Raw genomic sequence first — 23,204 nt, 5'->3', positions numbered from 1 at the left:
CTATTTATGGATAAAAAAACAATTTACTTTATATGTACAGGTAATTCATGCCGTAGCCAAATGGCTGAAGGTTGGGGTAAAAAAATCTTAGGTGACGAATGGCAAGTATATTCTGGCGGTATTGAGGCACACGGTGTCAATCCGAAAGCAATCGAAGCGATGAAAGAAGTTGGAATTGATATATCAAATCATACTTCTAATTTAATTGACCAAAATATACTACATCAATCTGATTTAGTAGTAACTTTATGTAGTGATGCTGACAAGAATTGTCCTATATTGCCGCCGAGTGTAAAAAAAGAACATTGGGGATTTGATGATCCAGCAGGCAAACCTTGGTCAGAATTCCAACGTGTTAGAGACGAAATTAAAACCGCTATTGAATCATTTAAAACTAGATAAACTTTAAGCGTCTCAATATAATTGGGACGCTTTTAATAGATTTTCTATCATATAATATTCTTAAAAAATCAACTTAATGATTGCAATGACGATTAAAATACTTACAATCATTTTTTGAATATAATCAGGTATTTTTTGTCCTATTTTCATACCTAGAGGCGTAAATAGTATACTACCTAAAATTAACGGTATTGCACTATTAACAGGAATATAACCCTGTAATAATTTAATAATAAATGCTCCAATAGAAGAAATGAACGCAATTACAATACTATTTGTAACCACCGTGTTCATTGGTAATTTAAATATAACAAGTAGTACTGGAATAATAATAAATGCTCCACCAGCTCCTACAATACCAGATACCAAACCGATGATACCACCTATTGTAATTAAAAGTAGACGATTAAACTTAATATGACTAGTAGATGGTGCGACTTTAATAAACATTAAAATAAGAGCTAATAATGCAATAATAATATAAACCATATTAACGAACTGTACATTTATTAAATTCGCTAATATTGCACCTAGTATACTACCTATAATCATTCCACTTCCCATATTAAGTACAAGCGTTCTAGAAAAATCTTTGTTTTTATATGCTTTAAAAGATCCACTCAATGTACTGAAAAACACTTGACTTGAGGTTAATCCTGAAGCAATATAAGCACTATAAGTGGGTAGACCAACCAAAGGTGGTAATAATAAAAGCATAGGATAAATGATAATTGCTCCCCCTATACCAACCAATCCTGAAATAAATCCTCCAAATATTCCAATGAGTAACATGATTATCATGGAAGTCACCATTATCATTTACTTTTTATTAATAATTCAACTGCTTCATTAATTAATGCCTGAGAATCTTCACTATTTTCTTCAGACATTTTGACGCATTCTACTAAGTTCTCGCTAATGATAATACCCATTAAACGTTGAATAGAACTTTTAGAGGCACTTAATTGACTAATGACATCTTTACAATTTTTTTCTTCCTCCATCATTTTAATGACACCATTAAGTTGTCCTTGTATGCGATGAATACGATTAATCATCTTTTTATTATATTCCAATATATTTCACTCCATATTAATTTTTAATAATTACATCATATTGATTAAATTTTAGTTTGTCAAATACCTAATGGGGTATTTGACAAACTGTCTAATCCGTTATAACATACCCCCATAGGTATTTAAAAGGAGGCAATTATGTCACAATATAAAACAAAACACATTAATGATTTCACTAAAAAAGAATTACAAGAATTGGGTTCTAAGGGTCAATTAATTGACGTTCGACAGCCTGAAGAATATGAATTAGGACACATTAAAAATGCTTTATTACATTCAGTTGAAAATATAGAGACTTTTAAACAAAGTAAAAATAAAACTTACTATGTTTATTGCAAAAGTGGTAATAGAAGTAGAAAAGCAAGTCAATTTCTTACACAACGCGGATACAATGTGGTGAATTTAGATGGAGGCTATACCGCATACGAACAACAACATAATAATGAATCATTTAAATTAGAAAAAGATAAAGAAATTCAAATCAAAGACAATCGTAAGACGTTTAATTATAGTAATCTACAGTGTCCAGGACCTATTGTTAATATTAGTAAAGAAATCAAAAACATCGCTATTGGTGATCAAATAGAAGTTGTTGTGACTGATCACGGTTTTTTAAATGATATTAAAAGTTGGGTCAAACAAACTGGACACACACTTGTTAGACTCAATGATTCTGGTAATGAAATTCGCGCTATTATTCAAAAAGAAGAAAATAAAAATATAGAAGTGACGCACACAAAAAATGGAACAACGATTGTTTTATTTAGCGGCGAGCTAGATAAAGCAGTTGCAGCAATGATTATTGCTAATGGTGCTAAAGCCGCAGGTAGAGATGTAACCATTTTTTGCACATTTTGGGGCTTAAATGCACTTAAAAAAATTCAAAGTCAACGCATTAAGAAAAAAGGTATCGCAAAACTATTTGACTTTATGCTTCCAAATTCACCAATTAAAATGCCTATTTCAAAAATGAATATGTTTGGTGTAGGAAATTTAATGATGCGTTATGTCATGAAAAAGAAAAATGTCGATGATTTACCTTCTCTTATCAATCAAGCAGTTGAACAAGGTGTTAAACTTATTGCTTGTACAATGAGCATGGATGTTATGGGCATTTCAAAAGAAGAACTACGCGATGATGTAGAATACGGTGGCGTAGGTGCATATATAGGATATACAGAACAAGCTAATCACAATTTATTTATATAATTAAAAAGGAATGATATTATGTTTTTTAAACAATTTTATGATAAACACTTATCTCAAGCATCTTATTTAATCGGTTGTCAAAAAACTGGAGAAGCCATGATTATTGATCCTATTCGTGACTTATCTTCATATATTCGAGTTGCTGATGAAGAAGGTTTAACCATTACTCATGCAGCTGAAACACATATACATGCAGATTTTGCTTCAGGAATTAGAGATGTTGCTATAAAGTTAAATGCTAGTATTTATGTATCGGGTGAAAGTGATGACACGTTAGGTTATAAAAATATGCCTAACCAGACTCATTTTGTTCAACATAATGATGATATTTATGTAGGAAATATAAAATTAAAAGTGCTTCATACACCTGGTCACACGCCAGAAAGTATAAGTTTTTTACTTACTGATGAAGGTGCTGGAGCACAAGTTCCAATGGGACTATTCAGTGGTGATTTTATTTTTGTAGGAGATATCGGTAGACCTGATTTACTAGAAAAAGCTGTTAAAGTAGAAGGATCATCTGAAATAGGCGCTAAACAAATGTTTAAATCTATTGAAAGTATTAAAGACTTGCCAAACTACATTCAAATTTGGCCTGGCCATGGAGCTGGTAGTCCTTGTGGTAAATCTTTAGGTGCTATTCCAACATCTACTCTTGGCTATGAAAAACAAACAAACTGGGCTTTTTCTGAAAATAACGAAGCTACCTTTATCGATAAACTAATTTCTGACCAACCTGCACCACCACATCATTTTGCACAAATGAAAAAAATTAATCAATTCGGTATGAATTTATATCAACCTTATACGGTTTATCCAGCTACAAATACAAACAGATTAACTTTTGATCTCCGCAGTAAGGAGGCTTATCATGGTGGACATATTGAAGGTACAATCAATATTCCATATGATAAAAATTTCATCAATCAAATTGGCTGGTATCTAAACTATGATCAAGAAATTAACTTGATTGGAGAATATCACCTTGTTTCAAAAGCAACACACACCTTACAACTCATTGGATATGATGATGTTGCTGGATATCAATTACCTCAATCTAAGATTCAAACACGTTCCATTCATAGTGAAGATATTACAGGTAACGAATCACATATATTAGATGTACGTAATGATAATGAATGGAATAATGGCCACTTATCTCAAGCGGTTCATGTACCACACGGCAAACTTTTAGAAACAGATTTACCTTTCAATAGAAACGATGTTATTTATGTACACTGTCAGTCTGGCATTAGAAGTTCGATAGCTATTGGTATTTTAGAACATAAAGGTTATCACAACATTATTAATGTAAATGAAGGTTACAAAGATATACACCTTTCTTAATATTTATACTAATGAAAAAGGACTATAAGTAGTTAGATATAGCTTATAGTCCCTTTTTATATTATTGGATACATATCTATTTAAAAATCATTTATGTATCCTCGCTTTATATCATTTAATAAATATTTTACATAGTGCATATCTTTTTTATTTATTGATGTGATCAAAAACATAACAGCAATTCTCATAAACCTCATATGTTATGATACGTTCGTCCCCCCCTTTGAGAAGCGGCTAAAAAACCCGCCTCACTTACGATACGCTTCTGCTTATCGGTTAATGATGCGGTTTTTAATTATATAATTTCAATTAATAAGGTAATGAACAGTTTTTTGATAAATGTTATTCTTCTAAAATTCTTTTTAATTTACACACTAAAAAATATCCTCCTTAACAATAATAAGTTATTTAAATTATTGATTAAGGAGGATATTTTTATATCTATTTATTTCTCAATCTAGAACTAGATTTTTATCGTGCTTTCAGCTCATTTCCTGTCATCCATTTATGATTTTTAATGATTTTACCATTATCTTTGGATTTGTAATCAACCACGTAAACAGTAGTCTTTTTCACGTTATCAATATTGGCTGTAGCACCTTTCATACCAGACATATGATTTGCTTCTAATTTAACAGTATCGTCTTTACTAAATCCATCTTTAGGTGCATCTTTGATCTCTTCGTTTACGACCCATTTATGATTGTTTACTTTTTCATTTCCATTTGTGGGTTTATAACTTACAACATAAGCATATGTTTTATACGCACCTTTTACAGTAGCTTCTGCACCTTTCATACCTGGCATATGCCCTGCTGTAATCGTTACTTTATCTCCTACTTTAAATTCACCCTCATTAGTCGATGTCATATCTTCAGGAACTTTACTTTCATCATTATGCTTCATATGGCTCTCACTTTTTTGGTCATTAGTGTCTTTATCTTTTTTCATCATATTAAAATCTCCCTATTGATTAGTTTGTTACTTTTATTTGACCCATCATTCCATTCTCTTCATGCTCAAGTATATGACAGTGAAACATGTATGTTCCAGTATTTTTAAATACAACCTCTATTTTAGCTTTTTGTCCAGGTTCCAAAGATATAACATCCTTTTTACCCCTCATATCTTTTGGAGGTTTCTCCCCATCCACAGATAAAACTTTAAATTGCGTTCCATGGATGTGGAAAGGATGTTTCATACCACCCATTTTATCTTTGACATTTTCAATTTCCCATACTTCTTTCTGGTTTAACTTTTGTGTAAAATCTATTCTGTTAGGATCGAATTTATTACCATTAATGGTAACATGATCATTCATACCTTCTAATTTTATTTTTTTACTTACTTTTGGTGTATTACCTTTGTTAGAACTTTTCTCTTTGTTACTAATCGGTAAAATTACAGTTTTATCATTATCAACCAGACTGATTTTCTCGCCTTTCATTTTAGATAAATCTATTACTATTTCTTTTCTTTCTGAAGGAGCTAAATTAATTTCTTTTAATTTTTTAGCGTTTTTTAATTGACCGCCATCTGAAGCAATATACTCAAAACTTTGATTATTACTTAGCTTAAGATTTAAATCTCGAGCATTAGAACCATTTAAAAGTCTCAAACGTATTTTCTCTTCTTTTGCTGTCAGTTTAGGGTTTACTATTCCGTTCACAAGAACAGTATCACCTTGAGTGCCATCTTCGTCTTTCGTTTTTGAATAATTTAATTTTTTAGATACAAATGTTTTATCTTGGATTATTATAGGCAAATCATTTTTTCCATAATTACTAGGATAATTATTCTTTTTACTATCTTCTATATATAATAATCCTGATAAGCCATTATAAACTTGTTTAGCTGTATTTGGAGAGGGGTGGGGGTGATACCATAACGTAGCAGAATCTTGATTAACCTCAAATTTTATAGTTTTTTCTTTTCCTGGTTTTATAACCTGAGAAGGCCCTCCATCCACTTTTCCATTTATTTCTAATCCATGCCAATGAAATGTTGTATTTTCATCTAAGTTATTTATTAACTTAATTTTAACTTTATCTCCTTTTTTTAATTTTAAAGTTGGTCCAAGTAAATTTCCATTGTAGCCTAGAGTATTAGAAAAATTATTTTTGTAAAACTCTGTCTTTCCTTCCTGAGCTTTTAATGTATAATTTTTATAACCATTGTTATCTTTTTTTGACTCTGCAACTTCAGGAAATATTATTTCATTTTTTCCTTGTGAAGAATTTAATTTCTTTCTTTCGTCATGATATTTCATATTTTTCATATCCATTGTATTTTTCTTATCTTCTTTCATGTTCATCATGTCATTCTTACTTTCTGCGAAAGTATCATTAGACGCAATAATTATTATGGAAAAAATTATAATTAAAATTGCAAAAACTTTATTATACATAAGGTTTACCTCTTTTATTTTAATTTTAATGTAAAAGCATTAATCGCTACTATAACTGTACTTAAAGACATTAATATTGCTCCTACAGCTGGTGATAATATTAACCCGACAAAAGCTAATGCGCCAGCTGCTAAAGGTACAGCAACAATATTATAACCTGCACCCCACCATAAGTTTTGAACCATTTTTCTCATAGTATTATTTGAAAGGGTCAAGAAATGAACGATATCTGATGGATTACTTTTAACAAGTATGATATCACCTGAATCCACTGCAACATCTGTGCCTGCACCAATTGCTATACCAATATCGGCTCTTATAAGGCTCGGCGCATCGTTGATACCGTCTCCGACCATCATGACTTTATTACCGTTGCTTTGATAATCTTTTATAATGCTTTCCTTATCTTCTGGCATGAGTTGTGCATGGACATCACTAATACCTAATTCTTTTGCGACAGCGTGTGCCACTTCATTATTGTCACCTGTAAGCATGACTGGTGTAATATTTCTTGATAGTAAATCAGCTACCATTTGTTTTGAGCTTTCTTTAATTTGATCTCCTTGAGCAATCATGCCAATGACTTGTTGATCCTCAATTAAATAACTGATTGAATTACCTTGTTGAGCTAATTTAGTAAACAAGTCATCGTCATAATTAAGTTTATGTTTATCAAGATAAGAGACATTTGTTATTTTATATGTTTTATTATCAATTAGACCTTCTAATCCGACACCTGGAATATTATTAACGTCTTGTGGATTAGTAAATGAAACATTTTTACTTTTCGCAAAATCAACAATACTTATAGCTAATGGGTGATTAGATTGACTTTCTAATGAGGCGAAAAGGCTTAATATTGTATCATTACTCAAATCATTTTTAAAGCTCTCATAATGATTCACAGAAAAGTTACCCTCAGTTAAAGTACCAGTTTTATCCATCATTACATAATCGATATGTTGAGCTATTTCTACAGACTCTCTATTTTTAATAATTAAACCATTATGTGCACCAATTGAAGTAGAACGTGCAGTGACTAAAGGTATTGCCAAGCCTAAAGCATGTGGACAAGCAATGACTAACACAGTTACAAGACGTTCTAATGCAAAATCAACATCATTTTGAATGAGCATCCAGACAATAAACGAAATCACGCCAACAATTACAGCAAAGTAGAATAAATAACCCGCTACTTTATCAGATAACAATTCAGCACTAGATTTATCATTTTGTGCTTGATTAACAAGTCCCATAACTTGAGAAAGATATCCATCTTCTCCCACAGCTGTAACCTTGACTTGTATTGTTCCAGACCCATTAATAGAACCCCCGATGACGTTGTCATTTTGATTTTTTTGTACTTTTTTAGATTCTCCAGTGACTAGGGATTCATCTATAGATGTTTGTCCTTGAACGATAATACCATCTGTTGGAATGCTTTCTCCGGCTTTTACTTCGACGATATCATCAGTCATGATGTCTGATATTTTAACTTCTTCGCGTTGGCCATTATCCATAACTTTAATAGCACTATTAGGTAACAGTTCTGCCATTTTCTTTAAAGCATCTCCAGCATTTCCGACAGCATTCATTTCTATCCAATGTCCTAATAGCATAATTAAAATTAAGGTTGCTAATTCCCAAAAAAAGTCCATTGTATGACCAGTTGCACTACTAAAGTTATTCATATAAAAAGCATACAAGCTATAAATATAAGCTACTGAAATACCTAGGGCAACTAAGGTCATCATACCTGGTTTTTTTGTAGCAATTTCATCTTTACCACCAGACAAGAACGGTTTACCACCATAAAAGAATAAAATTGTACTTAATATTAACACTACCCATTCAGAACCTGGAAATGTGAATTGAAAAGGTAAGTTAATACCCATCAGTGGCGATAAAAGAATGATAGGTATTGCAAAAATTAATGAAACAAAAAACTTAACTTTAAAATTTCCATGATGATGTGCATGGCCACTATGATGATTATGTGATTCATGGTTATCATGATGCATTTGATTAGAATGATTCATGTGATTTTGATGATTATGCGCTTCACCATTATTATTCAAATTAACCCCTCCTAATAAAATGTTATAGTAAAACTACTTATACTATAACATATACCCCAACGGGGTATAAATAGTTTCGATTTATCTCTTTTTATAGATTTGTTTATATCATTCCGAAAATGATGTCTCCACGTCCTACATTAGACCTTGTCATCGATGTTTAAAACAAGGTTTTAATTAAACGATCTCATCTGAACTATCGCATGACAATACACTCTGACCAAGGTTAGCATTAGCAACACAAATCATATATTAATTAATATTCTTAAAGAAAATAACACATTTCAAAGTAGGTCTAGAAAAGCAAATTGTTTAGATCATTATTTAAAGAAGCCAGTAAATGAATTTATAAAAAACTCATTTACTGGCTATTTTGCTAGGAATTATGTCCCAGCCTCGTCTTGCTTTATTGATACCCTACTCTATTCACTAATGATTTGTCCTTTAATGACATATCCATTTCTATTAACATAAAATCTTACATCTTTATTTCCAATTTTATACGTATATTCTTTGCCCCATGCTGATGTAGATGTAGACTTTGGTTCACCGTAATGATTCAATAATTCTTTTTCGCTCACTGACTTACCGTCTAATGAGAAGAAAACACCATTCGCTTTATGATTAGAAACCCCGTAATATGTTTGATCATATACATCTTTATCATTTTTAGCTGATTCGTTTTGAGTAATCTTGTAACCATTAATCTTGAAGTTATCAGCTTTTAAAGATGTTTTAAAATTCTTATCTAGAATAAAGTTACTTTGATGTGCTGTGTAACCACTATAATTATAATAAGGTTTCACAGATTCTTGCGCATGTGCTTGAGTGACATTAAATAATTCGGGCGTTACGGAAAAGCCCAAAATTAAACTACTAGCTAAAATAAATTTAGAAACTTTTTTCATAAAAACCCTCCTCATATTTGTCTTACAGGCCATATTATTACATTAATGTTACAATATTTCGATAACATTACATAAATAAATTTAATTTTACCAATTATCGCACTTTTACATTTACTTGTGCCATATAAAGAGAAATAAATAAAGTTTTTTAAATTTATTAATTACAATACTTTAAATAGCCCAGAAATGCATGAGGTCATGTATCCATTCAATGCTAAAGAGAGGCAGAAGTGTCTTTTTAAATAAAGAAATATTAGCTATAGACCATGAATCAATACAATCAGATTAGTGCACAATTGCTTGAAATCACAACATTTTTTATCATTTATAAAAGGTTTAATACGTCATTTCACAGCCAACGAAAATGAAGAAATTATTGATAAGATATTTCAGAGTCTTATCAATGATGGTAGGATCTCAACTACTTTAATTACTAATACATCATTTCTACGTTTATTGCACAATTCTAATAATTTTTATAAAAAAAGAGCGAAAAACACTTTATTTCCGCTCTTATCAATATCATTAAATTTTTCTTTACTAATCTATTCAAATTTTGCATTAATAAATTTAACTGAAACTGCACCTAAAAGCATCATGATTCCTGCAAGCAGTAGCATCGCAGGCATTGAACTTCCCAATAATGGATACAGTCCAAAACTGACTATAGACGCTACAATTTGTGGTAGACAAATACTTGTATTAAATAAACCTAAATATGCCCCTGAATTTTCTCCATCGATTGCCTCAGTTAATAATGTAAATGGTTGTGTATTCATCGTTAAATTATTAATACCAATCAATACAAAAGAAAAAATGAGTAACCATTGATTATGGATAAAGAATATTGAAATAAGACCTATTCCACCGAAAACCAATCCAAAGCTATACCAAAATTTTCTTTGGGATGGTTTAGATCTTGCAATGACAAAACCAAAAATAACTGAGCTCAAAAATTGTATACAGTATAATACGCCGTACCAATTTCCCGCTGCTTGATATCCGGCTGAAGAAGGGTCTGTCACATTCCAAACATTCTTTGCTATTGCACCTGTTGAATATGTCCAAAGATACATCAATGCAAACCAGTTAAAAAATTGAACTACGCTAATTTGCCAAAATTGTTTAGGGGCTTTTTTTAATAACTGTAATAAGTTTAATTTATTATTTCTATTGTTCTCATTGATTCCATGATAATAATTATACGTTTTAGGCTCATATTCTCTAACGGAGATAACTGTCCATATAGAAGCAATTAATAATACTGCTGCTGCAATATAATAAGCTAATTTTACAGTCATTGGTACTTCACCTTTAGGTGCTACATTACTTATTCCCAACATTGTTAATAAAAATGGTAATACTGTAGCAATAATACCACCTAAATTTGAAAAAATTTGTTGCCAAGACCATGCCATATCTCTTTGTTTTTCGTTTACCATATCGCCAATAATCATTTTGTATGGTTGCATACATGCATTTGAAGTCAAATCCATAAGTAAAGTCATAACCGCACCAAAGGATAAAGCCATGAGTGAAGCATATCCAAATCCAAATGAGCCTGCATTAGGTAATAAGACTAATACGATTGCTCCAATCGGACCAGCTATTAACAGATACGGCATACGACGTCCAAATCTGGTCCAAGTTCTGTCAGAGTAGTATCCAATAAGGGGTTGAACAATCATTCCTACTAAAGGTGGCAAAATAAAAAACCATCCTAAATTATTAGGATTAGCTCCTAACGTTTGGAATATTCTCCCCATCATTGCTGATTGAAGTGCAAAAGCCATATTTACACCAAAGAAACCAAAAGTAATTGAAAAAATAACTGCTTTTTTTAAATAAGGTAGTGTAATATCTTGTTCTAACTTGTTTTCCTTATGTATTCTATCTGTATCATTCATTTCTATCTCTCCCATTTATTACTCGATATAGTTAATTAATTCACTGATTAACTACCTATAGCAAACAACAATTCGTTGGAACCGTTTTCAATAATAATTTTAACACTTCACAATTTTTAAGCAAGCTTTAATACCTTTTTTGAATAAATTTTATTTTTAAACTTGAATTTATCGACATCAATATTTTAAAGCAATCAAAGATGAAGAGATTCTTGAGTAAGCTATTTCAGTGTTTTTTAAAGAGTGATACAGATACGACTTTTTTCAAGATATCATTAATCATTACTTATCCAAATGAAATGATATAGTATTGTTGAGAAATGTTTGGTATACGTGAGTTTAAATTCAAATAATAAAAAATCACCTGGAACAAAGCGTAATATTGCTGTAGTTGTTATGATAATTGCTATAATCATTTCACTGTCTGAACCATGTTGCGTACAAACCTAGAAGTCTTAATTGAAAGAAATAACCTATATCGACTTAATTGAACAACAATCACTGAGCCTTGACCGAGCGGTGGAGAATGGACAATTGAAGAATAGACAAAATAGACTGAGTAGACAGTGGACGATTAGTGGATATATTCTTGCTTAAAGAAGTTGGGAAAAGGATTATAAAAAGGACTAAGCGACTCATTACGGTCACTTAGTCCTTTTAGTAGTTAATAACCAAGGGTAGCAATAAATGATTAAAAACTAATAATTACTTTAACTTTTTGTTTTCAATAATCTTTAAATGGCTTTATATATTCTCAAAATTATTTTGCTAATTTAAAAAATACCAAATTCAATCACAATAATAATTGTGATGTGGTAGGAATCAAGATATCAACTCTAGATGTCTATAAGATTCAGATGTGTTTATACTTTTAAATCTTAGCAATAAATACAAACTTTATTTTTTAGAATTAATAAACTTTGTTAGACAGGAATATTGAAACTTACTTTTGCATGCTTATTCTCATTTTCTAAAATAAGTTCACTATTATATTGTTGAAGCACAATATTAGCAAAATACAGACCAATACCAGACCCATTTGATTCTTTACCTTTTGTCCCCCATTCTTTGGCAGAATTCAGTTCATCTTCAGTAAATATTCTACCATCATTGGTTATGGTGAAGTTTAGTAAATGGTCGTTTATAACTTCAAACTTTATAGATATTTGTTTTTCAGCATATTTCAAGGCGTTATTAATTAGATTATCGATGACGTGGTATAAAACTTGATTGTTAATGCTTAAGGTATGATAAGGGAAATCATGATCAACATCAATAATCAGTTCTCTCTCCTTTAATATGTATTGTTGATTATAGCTCTCTTTAATGATTTTTATTACCTTATCAACATGAATTGTATCTGAATGGTTTGGCAATAGGTTGATGTTCTTAATATGTATTTGTAATTGATTATTTATTCTATCAATAGATTGTAACGCAATGTCTGCTTCTTTGTTTATTTTGAAATGTATTTCCTCCTGAGACAGATTAGAACGATTAATCTTTCTTAATAATTCAATATGACCTTGAAGGACAGTTAACGGTGTTTTTAAATCATGTTCTAAAATTTCGAGTTTTCTTTTAAAATTATTTTGAATAGATAATTGATCTTTAATACTATTAGCAAGATAAGTATGTATATGCTCAACTTCTTGAATCACTTTATTAAATTCTGAAATACTCATTTTCTTATATTCAACATCAGTGTGGTTATTTTTTAATCCCTGAATCGTATCATTAAGATAATTAATACTAGTTGTAATGTACTTTTTATAAAAAAACTGTGTGAACACGTAAATGATTAACAAAGGAGTCATAATACTGATACATGCGCTAGTAAAAGAGAAAATGTAATGCGGTTGTTTCCAAAAATTAGTGTATAAAGACTTTCCAAAATTTGAAAATTCTAATACATTAAGCAAAATTTGTAGTAAAAATACTAATCCAACACTGACAACTATAATTGCTATGATAAGACGTGTCATTTTTCTTTTTAAACTTTCTACTCTAGCCATTTATATCCAACTCCCCACTTTGTATCGATGTATTCAAAACGACTATAACAACTTAACTTTTTTCTTATTTTACGTATATGTTCAGCCACAACTTGAGTATTTCCTGTCTTATTTAAATTAATCGAATCATATATCTGTTCTTTACTAAAATAATATTGAGGATTTAAAGATAGTAATTTTATAATTTCAAATTCTTTTTTTGTAATATCTATCGTCATGTTATTTACATCAATTCTATATGTATCATAATAAATGATTAATTCTTTAGTTTTTTTTATGTTGGGAGACAAACTTTGAGAATGACTTTGATTGAGTACATTTTTAATTCGAATTATAAGTTCTTCCATATAGAAAGGCTTAGGTAAGTAATCCTTTGCACCAAGCGAGAAACATTTCAGTCTAGTATCAAGATTATCTTTAGCAGTAAGAAAAATAATAGGTATATTACTCTCTTTAAGTGATTGAGCAACTTCAAACCCATCTATATACGGCATTTTAATATCTAAAATGATTAAATCAATTTTGTCATCGATTTGCTTTAAAACGTCACGTCCATTATAAGCGACAATAGTGTTAAAACCTTCTAAGTATAAACTTTCTTCTATAAATGACACAATTTTTTCTTCATCGTCGACAATCATTATGTTATACATCACAAATCACCTAAGCTTGTTTTTATAGTATTCATGTTACGCTAGAAATTATAAATGACAATGCTTGATTCCAAAACGTATTAATTTTGTACTTTTTTGATAATAGTGTAACTAAGAATTAATAATACAATTCCTAATAAAAATTGAAATATTTTTATATAAAATGGAAAGTTAAAGGTTTCTGAGAATAAATACATAAAGCCTAGATTTCTAAATCCTAAGCAGAATAAGAAATATACAAGTCCAAACATTAAGCCATTTAATGTATTACCACTAAGAATACTTGTTAATAAACATATTGATCCTATAAATAAAGTACTGGTTAAAGCAATAAACATATCTCTCAAAACAATGATATTTGAGTTAAATAAATAAAATATAAATAAATTGATTGTAATTAAGAACAGTATATAGATGATTGTTATAACTAATCTAAGCATAAATACGAATTGGTAGTCATGACACTTTGCACTAATAGTTAACTTAGACTTCTTGTTTTGATCTACAGAATAGATAGCAGTAAATAACAATATGCCTAGTATAGTAAATATTAACTCAATGTATTGTGTAACTCTCTCATGATTAAGATTAGATACACCAAAAATAAACATTCCACCAAATAATAGAATTAAAATTCCCATGTAAAGTTTGACTAAATTAGTTTTGATATCTATTAGTAAAAATTTTGCCATTAAAACCTACCCCTCTTCTTTTCAGGTCAAATATATATGTACTAAGTAGAATTAAAAGTAAACCTAAGCCAAAGTATGTAAATCTATTAGCTAAAATTTGATTGAAGTGATTATAGAAAAAAACTGCGTTAAATAAAGTATTATGTCTAGGAATCAATAGAGAACCATAGCACCCCTCAATGGCACGAGAACCTATATTTAAATTGATAAACCAAATTACTATTTGTATCATTACACCTAAATAAGAATTCAATATAATTGTGACAAACAATCCCATCGCGATAGTAAATATTAAAGTGGGTAATGTCCACAAGATTAAAATTTTATAAAAAATAAATAAAGAAAATATCGATATTTGATGTATCATCGATAAACAAGTAACAAAATATATTGAGACTAATAATACTGGTAAATATGCCAAAACAAGAATAGTAAATACACGTGTAGAAATTAATTGGTATGATGATATAGATTTAGAATGAATCGTTTTAATGGCATTACTTTTTTTGTCTTGAAGAATCATTTGAGCTCCCAAAAAGAATGGAAGTATTCCTATCACTACCCCCATAATATCTGAAAAATATCTACTATATGCTCCATAATAGTACTCTTTATTTTTTATAATATTCTTCTCTTTAACATACTTGCTCTTACTCATATTCTTAATTCCAAATAATGAGATATTATTTTTAGAATATTGAGATCCCCATCCAACAACATGTGATACGCTATTAGAATAATTTTTAAACTGATGAAAATTATTCGTTTTTTCCATTTTTGATATTAGTTTCTTTATTTTAGAAATTTGTTGGTCATTTAACTTTTTTTGCTTTAAAAATCCAAATTGATACGTTTTAAAGTTATTTTGATGTACTTCGTTCTTTAATTCTTTAATTTCATTTGACATTATTATGTTTTTATCAGTAGAATACATAGTCATATTTTGAGGTTGATATACATCTGAATTAATAGGATGTTTGAGGACTTGTTGACAATTCAATACCGTGAATATAATAATCAATAAACAATAAAATAGAAATGTCTTACTAAACATTAAATGTTTAAATTCCATTATAAATAGACGCATGATTCAAACCTCCTTGTTGTTTCTTTAAAAAATACATATAAGCATCTTCAAAATCAGCTTTAACTTTTTTAGCGTTTGCAACTTTTGTTTCAGAAATAAACCTAACTTTTAATTTATTTTCAATTTCTTGAGTTTTAGTAATAAATAAGTCATTTTCTCTGAATGATTCCAACTCCGATGGGGATAGATTGATTTCATAAATATGATCATCACTTTGTTGTATCAACGATGGTATGTCACCTTTATATACAAGACTTCCTTTATCTAGAATAGCAATCCTATTACAAGTTGATTCAATGTCGCTCACAATGTGAGTTGATATAATCACAATTTTGTTTTCAGCTAAATCAGATAGTAAATTGCGTATCCTTACTCTTTCTTCTGGATCTAATCCCGCCGTTGGTTCATCGACAATAATTACTTTGGGGTCATGTAAAATGGCTTGCGCTATACCTAATCTTTTTTTCATTCCACCAGATAAACTTTTAACCTTTTTATTTTTATAATCAATTAGATTAACCTTACGAAGAATTAAATCTACATATTTATCGAAATCCGTTTGATTTATTTTAGATAAAAAACCTAAATAGTATAAAACTTCCGAGACTTTCATATTAGGATAAAAATCAAAATCTTGAGGTAAGTAACCAATCATTTGTCTAATCTTTTGTGAATTCTTAATTTCAATACCATTAATTGTTACTGTTCCCTTACTTGGTTGAAGAATTGTTGCAATAATATTCATTAATGTAGATTTACCAGATCCATTTCTTCCTAAAATACCAAACATACCATTGGGAATTACTAAATCCAATGAATTAAGCGCATCTTTCTTTCCATCATATGATTTACTCAAACCTTTGATAACTATTTTATTCATCCAAAATTAGCCTCCTTTTATATCAACATATCAAAAAGAAATCAATAATATATCAATTTTAGGAAATTCACAAAGTATACAATTATGAAGGTTTGGTCAATATTAATTAAATTGATAGAAAATTGATAAAGTAATGATAACTTGATATCGAGGTGATTAGATGTATATCAAAAATACAAATGTACATGAAGTTTACTTTAAAAATAAAGTTTTACTAGTCAACTTAAACAATGGACAATGGGTAAGAACAAGTAGAAAATATTTTGAAGTTTTAAACAAATTGGTTGAATCTAATTAAATTGGAGATTTTATGAAGTATAAATATGTAAGTAATGTGATAGATAACTTAAAGCGGCTTTTTAACGAATTGCTTGAAATACGATACTACGTAGATGAAGAAAAAACTTATAAAGAAAATAATTTAAGTGTGTCTTTTACTCTTACAAATAAATGCAATCTTTCTTGTAGTCATTGTGCTCTATCTGCTTCTCCTTTATCACAAGATATTTTAAGTACAAATGATGTTAAATATGCAATTGATAAGATTATTGACGTCAACCCGAATACGCTTATTCTAACTGGCGGAGAACCCTTTATTAGAAAAGATATATTAGAAATTATTTCCTATATAAGAACTAACTTTAAGAATAAGTTGGTGATTATGACTAACGGTATGTTAATCAGAAAAAAATTCATTCCATTTTAAAAAAAGAATCGTATACGTCAATAAGTGCGAAATGGCATCCTTACGTGTGCACATGGCGTCGTAGAAGTTAAATTATAATGAAAATATTGATGGTATGGATAAGGAATTAATTATCCCCCCTCCGAGAATCGGATATCAAATGCAATATTTAGGGTGATGATGGAAATAAAGTTGTTGACATAAAAAATAGAACTCATGAGCGTATTAATCTCATCAGTTCTATTTTTTATGAGTATGGATGATAATATTTTGAGCTTTTCTTACTCGCTTGGCGTGTATTCAACACTGTCAGTAAAATAAATATTTTCTCCTTTTTTCTCTACAAAAGTAAATTCAATATTTTTAGAACCTGTGGATGAACCTTTTAAATCACCTGTACCTTTTAATAACAACTTAGGGGCTTGTTCGGTTGGAATATCATATCTTTTTCTTATTTGTTTTACATTATAATCATTATTACTGAGTTGATATTTAGCTGAATAATTAGGCGCATTAGGATTATAAGATACCTCACCGTCTTTATAATCTTTTAAATCTTTAAAATTGCCATATTGTGAGAAAAACTTAAAGTTTTCTATTTCTTTTTTTATTTTTTCATCTTTTATTTGTTTAGATGGAATGAATTTATTATCAATCAATTTGACTGGATATTCTTTCTTTCGAGTCTGAAATCCTATATCACTTTTTTCTTTTACTTCAGTTATCATGAACTTACCTTTGGACGTTCTTGTATTTCGATTCATAAATAAAACCATTCGTCTAGTTTTTAAACCTTCCCCCTTTTGTTGAATATTAATACTAGAAGTTATTACCCATGTTCCTTTGTCATTTTTATTAAATTCTTCATCTCGATACCCCTCTTTATCGTATAGATCTTCTAAGTTTTTAATAGGATACATACTTAACTTTTTATTAAAACTTTTTTTGATTTCCGTTTCTTTGCTATCGTCTTTATTTATAAATCCACATCCACCAATAAAAATCGTTATTAATAAAAAACTGATGCATAAAAGTAACTTTTTAGAATGTTTCACATTTTCACATCTCTCTGTTTTTGAATTCTTTTCTAAAATCATGGTATCTTCATATAAATATTGAGTTATAATACAAATTTCTCTTTTATATTACCAAACAATAAACACCCATTCATTTTAAATTATTTTTGTATATAATTGTTATGGTTATATAGTATAAAAACCACATAGTCATATTTATGTATAACTGCGTGGTTCATCAATTATTTTTACTTATTATACGCTTCCCCTTATCAATGATATTGCTAAAAATTCCCTAAACATAATTCTACTTTTTTAATAATCGCTAATGCTCATATTTAACAACTTATTTAAATGGTACATTCTCACTTATCATACTCTCACCTATATAAGTAATAAGGTTCTGTTGCAAAGTAAAAAAATATAGCTAACCACTAATTTATCATGTCAGTGTTCGCTTAACTTGCTAGCATGATGCTAATTTCGTGGCATGACGAAAATCCGTAGATCTGAAGAGACCTGCGGTTCTTTTTATATAGAGCATAAATACATTCAATACCTTTTAAAGTATTCTTTGCCGTATTGATACTTTGATATCTTGTCTTTCTTACTTTAATATGACGGTGATCTTGCTCAATGAGGTTATTCAGATATTTCGATGTACAATGACAGTCAGGTTTAAGTTTAAAAACTTTAATTACTTTAGCCATTGCTACCTTCGTTGAAGGTGCCTGATCTGTAACTACCTTTTGAGGTTTACCAAATTGTTTAATGAGACGTTTGATAAACGCATATGCTGAATGATTATCTCGTTGCTTACGCAACCAAATATCTAATGTATGTCCCTCTGCATCAATGGCACGATATAAATAGCTCCATTTTCCTTTTATTTTGATGTACGTCTCATCAATATGCCATTTGTAATAAGCTTTTTGATACTTTTTCTTCCAAATTTGATATAAAATTGGGGCATATTCTTGAACCCAACGGTAGACCGTTAAATGATGAACGTTTACACCACGTTCCCTTAATATTTCAGATATATCACGATAACTCAATGCATATCTTAGATAGTAGCTAACGTCTACAGTGATAACATCCTTGTTAAATTGTTTATATCTGAAATAGTTCATACAGAAGACTCCTTTTTGTTAAAATTATACTATAAATTCAACTTTGCAACAGAACCGGATAACGACTATTTAATTAATCAAAAAGTGTTCGATGCATTTTATAAAGCGTTAAAAGGAAAACAAGTTCTTGTTTATTTTGGACTATTTAAAGACGCAAGAAAGAAATTAAAAAATGGAGAATTAGATTACTTAAAAGAAGTTGATCCGACCGAATATATTTATCAAATTTTTTATACTTGGAATAAAAAAGAGTATTTAGCGAGTGAAATTTTTGATTTAACAGAAAGTGAAGAACAAGAAATCAATCATCAAATGATTGATGAAATTGAAGAAGAAAAATAAATTTTCTTAAACGTTAGCAAAAAGCTAGCGTTTTTTTGAAAGAAATTGCCCCTGCAGGAACTAAAAAGTTGATAAATTTTTAAGCTATTTTATGCCAATTTTTAATTTGCATATAGATGGGCAGTGTCTAAAAAATTCGACACTGGTTAAGCAAAAAATTTTGTTTTGTCTTTCTGATTTTTAAATTTAGTTCATATTTGTCTTTTAAGAGCCATTAAATAAATAATATATAAAACACCCCTAAATGCTCTAAAAAGTATCTCAAAATTGCAAATAAGGGTACTATAATTTTTATTAACAATGACTATTTTGGAAATAAAAATAAGAAATTAAAGTAAAAAGTGAAGAAAAGAATAACCTATTTTTTAACAATGTATGTTTTACTTTTTGAAATATTACAAACAAAATAGGATTTTGCATGAGCATAAGGAAATCCAGTACCACCTTAAGTGGTATTCAGCATAGCTGAAGGATTATCTTATGCTCGCCTTGATTACATGCTCTTTTTAAAATTATTATAAACGCTGATATAACAATACTTATAGTTAATATTAAATAAGAATTGATCGATACTATAACCTCTAATATTGCATACTATTTACAATTGTTACAAGACCACTTTAAATTGTCTGAATACTATTATTTTTGTTGATTTCATAGGCTTTAGTCGACGTCAATCCTATAAATAGGATTGATTTTTTTATCCAAATCCTATTAATCCTATTACTTTTTAACCTGTTTATTATTCTATAAATATCTCTAAATGCTCTAAAAAAATATCTTAAAATTTCAAATAGTGGTTAGCTATATTTTTTACTTTGCAACAGAATCAGAATAAGCATATATATTCAGGGTATATAAGTAATAGGAGGCTGGTGTAGATGTTCAAAAATATATTATTACCCTATGATTTCGAAAATGATTTTAGTGCTATCCCTGACTATTTAGAAAAAGTCATCGATGAAGATTCAGTTGTTGTAATTTATCACGTTGTAACAGAAAATGATCTTGCAATTAGTGTCAAATATTATAATAAGCATAAAGAAGATATTATTAGAGAAAAAGAAAAAAAACTCACTCCATTTTTACGTGAATTAGAAAAAAGAGATATTCAATATAAAATAGATGTAGATTTTGGGCATATTAAAGATACAATCTTAGAAAAAATTACTTCTGGAGATATAAATAATGGTGAATTTGATTTAGTAATTATGAGTAATCATAGAGTCGATTTGAATATTAAACATGTTTTAGGAGATGTTACACATAAGATTGCTAAAAGAAGTTCTGTCCCAGTACTAATTGTTAAATAAACATAAGAAGTAAGAAATTTATTAATTCAAAAAGCCTAAATACTTTCTCACAAATCGAGAGAGTATTTAGGTTTTTTTTATTTTTTTATTAAAATTTTCTCGGCATAATAGCTTATATTATGATGTGATATGAGCACACCGAACTAATAAATGATAAGTAAAGTTTTTTCACTAATTTTCTTTTCTAAAAACATACTAAGATTAGCTATGAAGAAATCTATGACGATAGATTTTTTCATAGCTAATCTTAGTATGTTTTATTAGTTTTTCTTACTGATTACTAGCCATCATCTCTGCTTGTTCAACCACTTGATTGATTGCTATTGTTTCTAAGTCAGATGGATATCCGTATTTCTTCAATAATCTTTTTACTGATCTCCTCTTATTAACTCTACTACTTGATTTCTTATCACAATCTACAGTCATATTTTCTTTCACAATTTTTGTTAATTCATGGGCAATTGCTCTAAGATTTTTATCACCTATAACTTCTTTTTCTGTTTCATGTGAGATTAAAGTATCGTAAAAATCAATTTTGTCAGAATTTAACCCTAATTCTTTACCTCTTCCGTAACCACAGATTGTGACACAAGATGATTAATCTCTGCTTCAACTTTAGCAAGTGTCTTATATATTTTTCCTTCTTTTGATGGTTGTAACAATTTAACAAGTCCTGCTTTAACGGCTTTAAAGAAGACAATTTCATCATTGAGCTTTTGCGCTTTCGGTTCTGTATCACAAAGCGCAAAGGCTTTTCCTCATTCTGTGACCGTTTTAATAAAACGTTGACGTTCATCTTCACCTAAACTAATCACATAATCCATCGTATTTGAAATCGTATAATTATAATAACGTTCAGACTTTTTCTCTGAATTAAATTTAGATTAATCAAGATGATATAGCATATCTTGAATCACATTATTTAGAAAAAAAATAGAATAGTCTGTATCAAGTTAAAATACAACCACTAATCCAAAAGTTGAACTAGATTATTTTAACCCTTTCTTTATCATGTATTAGATTCTATTTTTATATTATTTTTGTAATTCTATGTATAAACCTATTTATTTATAAAGCGCTCTAATACATACCTAAATATCTTCAACTTATAAACTACTTTTTATTTCAATGCCTTTTTCCAAACTTCTTTTATGAGATATTGTGGTTATTACCTAACTCTCACTATTAATGTTATTATTTTATTTATACATAGTAAATGTAACTGTAAGACATTCTCACCTAACATGTTTTGTTATTACCTGACATTTACAATTTACACATTTCGCTATTATTACGCAAATTATTTTTATTATATTTCATTAATGTTACTTAAAATTTTGATTTTATAATTATGATAACTATAATCTATTCTAATTAATCTCTCCTTTTAAGCGTAAAATAATCTACTTATAATTAAAGCATCCACTATTTCAAAATTATTTGTAAATTGATATTTATAAGTGATTTTTATACAGTTATTTAAAATCTATTTCATAATCAAAAATAATAAAGGGGTTAATAAAAATGAAAAAAGAAAAACGTTTAAATCTTATCTTAACTGTTATACAACAGAATCAGTTTAATAAAAAACAACAAATAGTGGATTACATGGCAAGACATTTTGGAGTTTACTATAGCTTGACAACTATTTCTCGTGACTTACAAGAATTAGAAATTTACAAAATCCCTGTTGAAAATAAAAAGTATATTTACAAGAAAATAAATCAAACAAATCAATTAAGTGCAAAAAAACAATTAGAAATATTTAGTGATGAGATTATTGAATTTATAACGCTAAATAACTATGTCTTAATAAAAACATCTCCTGGCTTTGCTCAAAGTATAAGTTATTACATAGATCAATTACAAATGAAAGAAATATTAGGAACTATTGGAGGTAACGATACTTTGATGATTTTGACTTCTTCAAATGAAATAGCAGAATTTGTTTGTTATCAATTATTCCCTTAAAAATTAAATGATTATATTAATAGGAATGATTACTAATACAAAAAAATGAGTAAAAAATCTTTTTGTTTGAATAAGATAAGGTT

23 protein-coding genes and 1 pseudogene are annotated in these 23,204 nt (G+C 29.0%); 8 read left to right on the top strand and 16 right to left on the bottom strand.

Annotation, left to right across the window (positions count from 1 at the left end; genetic code table 11):
• The first annotated feature begins 6 nt into the window (after positions 1-6).
• Complete coding sequence (gene arsC / locus FNL83_RS00525) at positions 7-402, top strand: arsenate reductase (thioredoxin) (RefSeq protein WP_001830465.1); 396 nt, start codon at positions 7-9, stop codon at positions 400-402.
• A 60-nt stretch (positions 403-462) separates the two neighbouring features.
• Here arsC and FNL83_RS00520 read toward each other — a convergent pair whose 3' ends face one another.
• Both FNL83_RS00520 and cstR read right to left on the bottom strand, forming a co-directional pair.
• Positions 463-1,203 carry a sulfite exporter TauE/SafE family protein gene (locus tag FNL83_RS00520; RefSeq protein ID WP_002455948.1) on the bottom strand — a complete coding sequence of 247 codons (741 nt, stop codon included), beginning with the start codon at positions 1,201-1,203 and terminating at the stop codon, positions 463-465.
• 14 nt (positions 1,204-1,217) lie between these two features.
• Positions 1,218-1,478: a persulfide-sensing transcriptional repressor CstR gene (cstR, locus tag FNL83_RS00515; RefSeq protein ID WP_000456194.1), complete on the bottom strand. Its 261-nt coding sequence runs from the start codon at positions 1,476-1,478 to the stop codon at positions 1,218-1,220.
• A 138-nt stretch (positions 1,479-1,616) separates the two neighbouring features.
• On the opposite strand from cstR, the gene FNL83_RS00510 reads away from it, so the two are divergent.
• A complete protein-coding gene (locus FNL83_RS00510; RefSeq protein WP_001830526.1) occupies positions 1,617-2,687 on the top strand; it encodes a DsrE/DsrF/DrsH-like family protein in 1,071 nt (356 codons plus the stop codon).
• Positions 2,688-2,705: 18 nt separating this feature from the next.
• Positions 2,706-4,034 carry a persulfide dioxygenase-sulfurtransferase CstB gene (gene cstB / locus FNL83_RS00505; protein WP_002485357.1) on the top strand — a complete coding sequence of 443 codons (1,329 nt, stop codon included), beginning with the start codon at positions 2,706-2,708 and terminating at the stop codon, positions 4,032-4,034.
• 471 nt (positions 4,035-4,505) lie between these two features.
• Here the strand turns inward: cstB and FNL83_RS00500 are convergent, their stop codons facing one another.
• The 11 genes from FNL83_RS00500 to FNL83_RS00445 form a co-directional block, all read right to left on the bottom strand.
• A complete protein-coding gene (locus tag FNL83_RS00500) occupies positions 4,506-4,988 on the bottom strand; it encodes a YdhK family protein (protein WP_001830525.1) in 483 nt (160 codons plus the stop codon).
• Between the two features lie 19 nt (positions 4,989-5,007).
• Entirely contained in the window at positions 5,008-6,441 is a 1,434-nt protein-coding gene (locus FNL83_RS00495; protein WP_002437604.1) for a multicopper oxidase family protein, read from the bottom strand.
• Between the two features lie 14 nt (positions 6,442-6,455).
• Complete coding sequence (locus FNL83_RS00490) at positions 6,456-8,519, bottom strand: heavy metal translocating P-type ATPase (protein ID WP_002437601.1); 2,064 nt, start codon at positions 8,517-8,519, stop codon at positions 6,456-6,458.
• A gap of 422 nt (positions 8,520-8,941) precedes the next feature.
• Positions 8,942-9,427: an immunodominant staphylococcal antigen IsaB family protein gene (isaB, locus tag FNL83_RS00485; protein WP_002455937.1), complete on the bottom strand. Its 486-nt coding sequence runs from the start codon at positions 9,425-9,427 to the stop codon at positions 8,942-8,944.
• A gap of 545 nt (positions 9,428-9,972) precedes the next feature.
• Positions 9,973-11,334 carry an SLC45 family MFS transporter gene (locus FNL83_RS00475; RefSeq protein WP_001830488.1) on the bottom strand — a complete coding sequence of 454 codons (1,362 nt, stop codon included), beginning with the start codon at positions 11,332-11,334 and terminating at the stop codon, positions 9,973-9,975.
• 275 nt (positions 11,335-11,609) lie between these two features.
• Positions 11,610-11,750: a hypothetical protein gene (locus FNL83_RS12165; RefSeq protein WP_002437594.1), complete on the bottom strand. Its 141-nt coding sequence runs from the start codon at positions 11,748-11,750 to the stop codon at positions 11,610-11,612.
• 507 nt (positions 11,751-12,257) lie between these two features.
• Positions 12,258-13,349 carry a sensor histidine kinase gene (locus FNL83_RS00465; protein ID WP_002455936.1) on the bottom strand — a complete coding sequence of 364 codons (1,092 nt, stop codon included), beginning with the start codon at positions 13,347-13,349 and terminating at the stop codon, positions 12,258-12,260.
• Positions 13,337-14,002 carry a response regulator transcription factor gene (locus FNL83_RS00460; protein WP_002455935.1) on the bottom strand — a complete coding sequence of 222 codons (666 nt, stop codon included), beginning with the start codon at positions 14,000-14,002 and terminating at the stop codon, positions 13,337-13,339. Before FNL83_RS00460 ends, FNL83_RS00465 begins: the two co-directional genes overlap by 13 nt.
• A gap of 80 nt (positions 14,003-14,082) precedes the next feature.
• A complete protein-coding gene (locus FNL83_RS00455; protein WP_001830486.1) occupies positions 14,083-14,694 on the bottom strand; it encodes a hypothetical protein in 612 nt (203 codons plus the stop codon).
• Positions 14,660-15,781 carry an ABC-2 family transporter permease gene (locus FNL83_RS00450; protein WP_002437591.1) on the bottom strand — a complete coding sequence of 374 codons (1,122 nt, stop codon included), beginning with the start codon at positions 15,779-15,781 and terminating at the stop codon, positions 14,660-14,662. The genes FNL83_RS00455 and FNL83_RS00450 overlap by 35 nt, the downstream gene beginning before the upstream one ends.
• Positions 15,756-16,661 (bottom strand): ABC transporter ATP-binding protein, encoded by a 906-nt coding sequence (locus FNL83_RS00445; protein WP_002437590.1) that lies wholly within the window; start codon positions 16,659-16,661, stop codon positions 15,756-15,758. The genes FNL83_RS00450 and FNL83_RS00445 overlap by 26 nt, the downstream gene beginning before the upstream one ends.
• 160 nt (positions 16,662-16,821) lie before the next feature.
• On the opposite strand from FNL83_RS00445, the gene FNL83_RS00440 reads away from it, so the two are divergent.
• Entirely contained in the window at positions 16,822-16,959 is a 138-nt protein-coding gene (locus tag FNL83_RS00440) for a hypothetical protein (protein WP_002437588.1), read from the top strand.
• A gap of 12 nt (positions 16,960-16,971) precedes the next feature.
• Complete coding sequence (locus FNL83_RS00435) at positions 16,972-17,367, top strand: radical SAM protein (RefSeq protein ID WP_002437584.1); 396 nt, start codon at positions 16,972-16,974, stop codon at positions 17,365-17,367.
• A 260-nt stretch (positions 17,368-17,627) separates the two neighbouring features.
• Here FNL83_RS00435 and FNL83_RS00425 read toward each other — a convergent pair whose 3' ends face one another.
• Together FNL83_RS00425 and FNL83_RS00420 are read right to left on the bottom strand one after the other, a co-directional pair.
• Positions 17,628-18,401, bottom strand: a complete 774-nt coding sequence (locus FNL83_RS00425; RefSeq protein ID WP_002505142.1) for a tandem-type lipoprotein — start codon at positions 18,399-18,401, stop codon at positions 17,628-17,630.
• A gap of 419 nt (positions 18,402-18,820) precedes the next feature.
• Complete coding sequence (locus FNL83_RS00420) at positions 18,821-19,495, bottom strand: IS6 family transposase (RefSeq protein ID WP_001106065.1); 675 nt, start codon at positions 19,493-19,495, stop codon at positions 18,821-18,823.
• A gap of 15 nt (positions 19,496-19,510) precedes the next feature.
• Here FNL83_RS00420 and FNL83_RS00415 point away from each other — a divergent pair, with 15 nt between their 5' ends.
• Both FNL83_RS00415 and FNL83_RS00410 read left to right on the top strand, forming a co-directional pair.
• Positions 19,511-19,837 carry a hypothetical protein gene (locus tag FNL83_RS00415; RefSeq protein ID WP_000916431.1) on the top strand — a complete coding sequence of 109 codons (327 nt, stop codon included), beginning with the start codon at positions 19,511-19,513 and terminating at the stop codon, positions 19,835-19,837.
• 881 nt (positions 19,838-20,718) lie between these two features.
• Complete coding sequence (locus tag FNL83_RS00410; RefSeq protein WP_000475804.1) at positions 20,719-21,150, top strand: universal stress protein; 432 nt, start codon at positions 20,719-20,721, stop codon at positions 21,148-21,150.
• A gap of 270 nt (positions 21,151-21,420) precedes the next feature.
• Here FNL83_RS00410 and FNL83_RS12160 read toward each other — a convergent pair.
• Positions 21,421-22,103: pseudogene (locus FNL83_RS12160) on the bottom strand (type I restriction enzyme endonuclease domain-containing protein); the annotation flags it as partial.
• 571 nt (positions 22,104-22,674) lie between these two features.
• Between FNL83_RS12160 and FNL83_RS00390 the strand changes: the two are divergent.
• The gene (locus tag FNL83_RS00390) at positions 22,675-23,121 is read left to right on the top strand and encodes an arginine repressor (protein ID WP_000711815.1); all 447 of its coding nucleotides are present in this window, start codon (positions 22,675-22,677) and stop codon (positions 23,119-23,121) included.
• Positions 23,122-23,204: the final 83 nt, after the last annotated feature.

This window comes from Staphylococcus epidermidis, assembly GCF_006742205.1.
GTDB lineage: Bacteria > Bacillota > Bacilli > Staphylococcales > Staphylococcaceae > Staphylococcus > Staphylococcus epidermidis.
The sequence above is the reverse complement of the archived record's forward strand: the minus strand, read 5'-3'. Positions and strand labels throughout refer to the sequence as shown.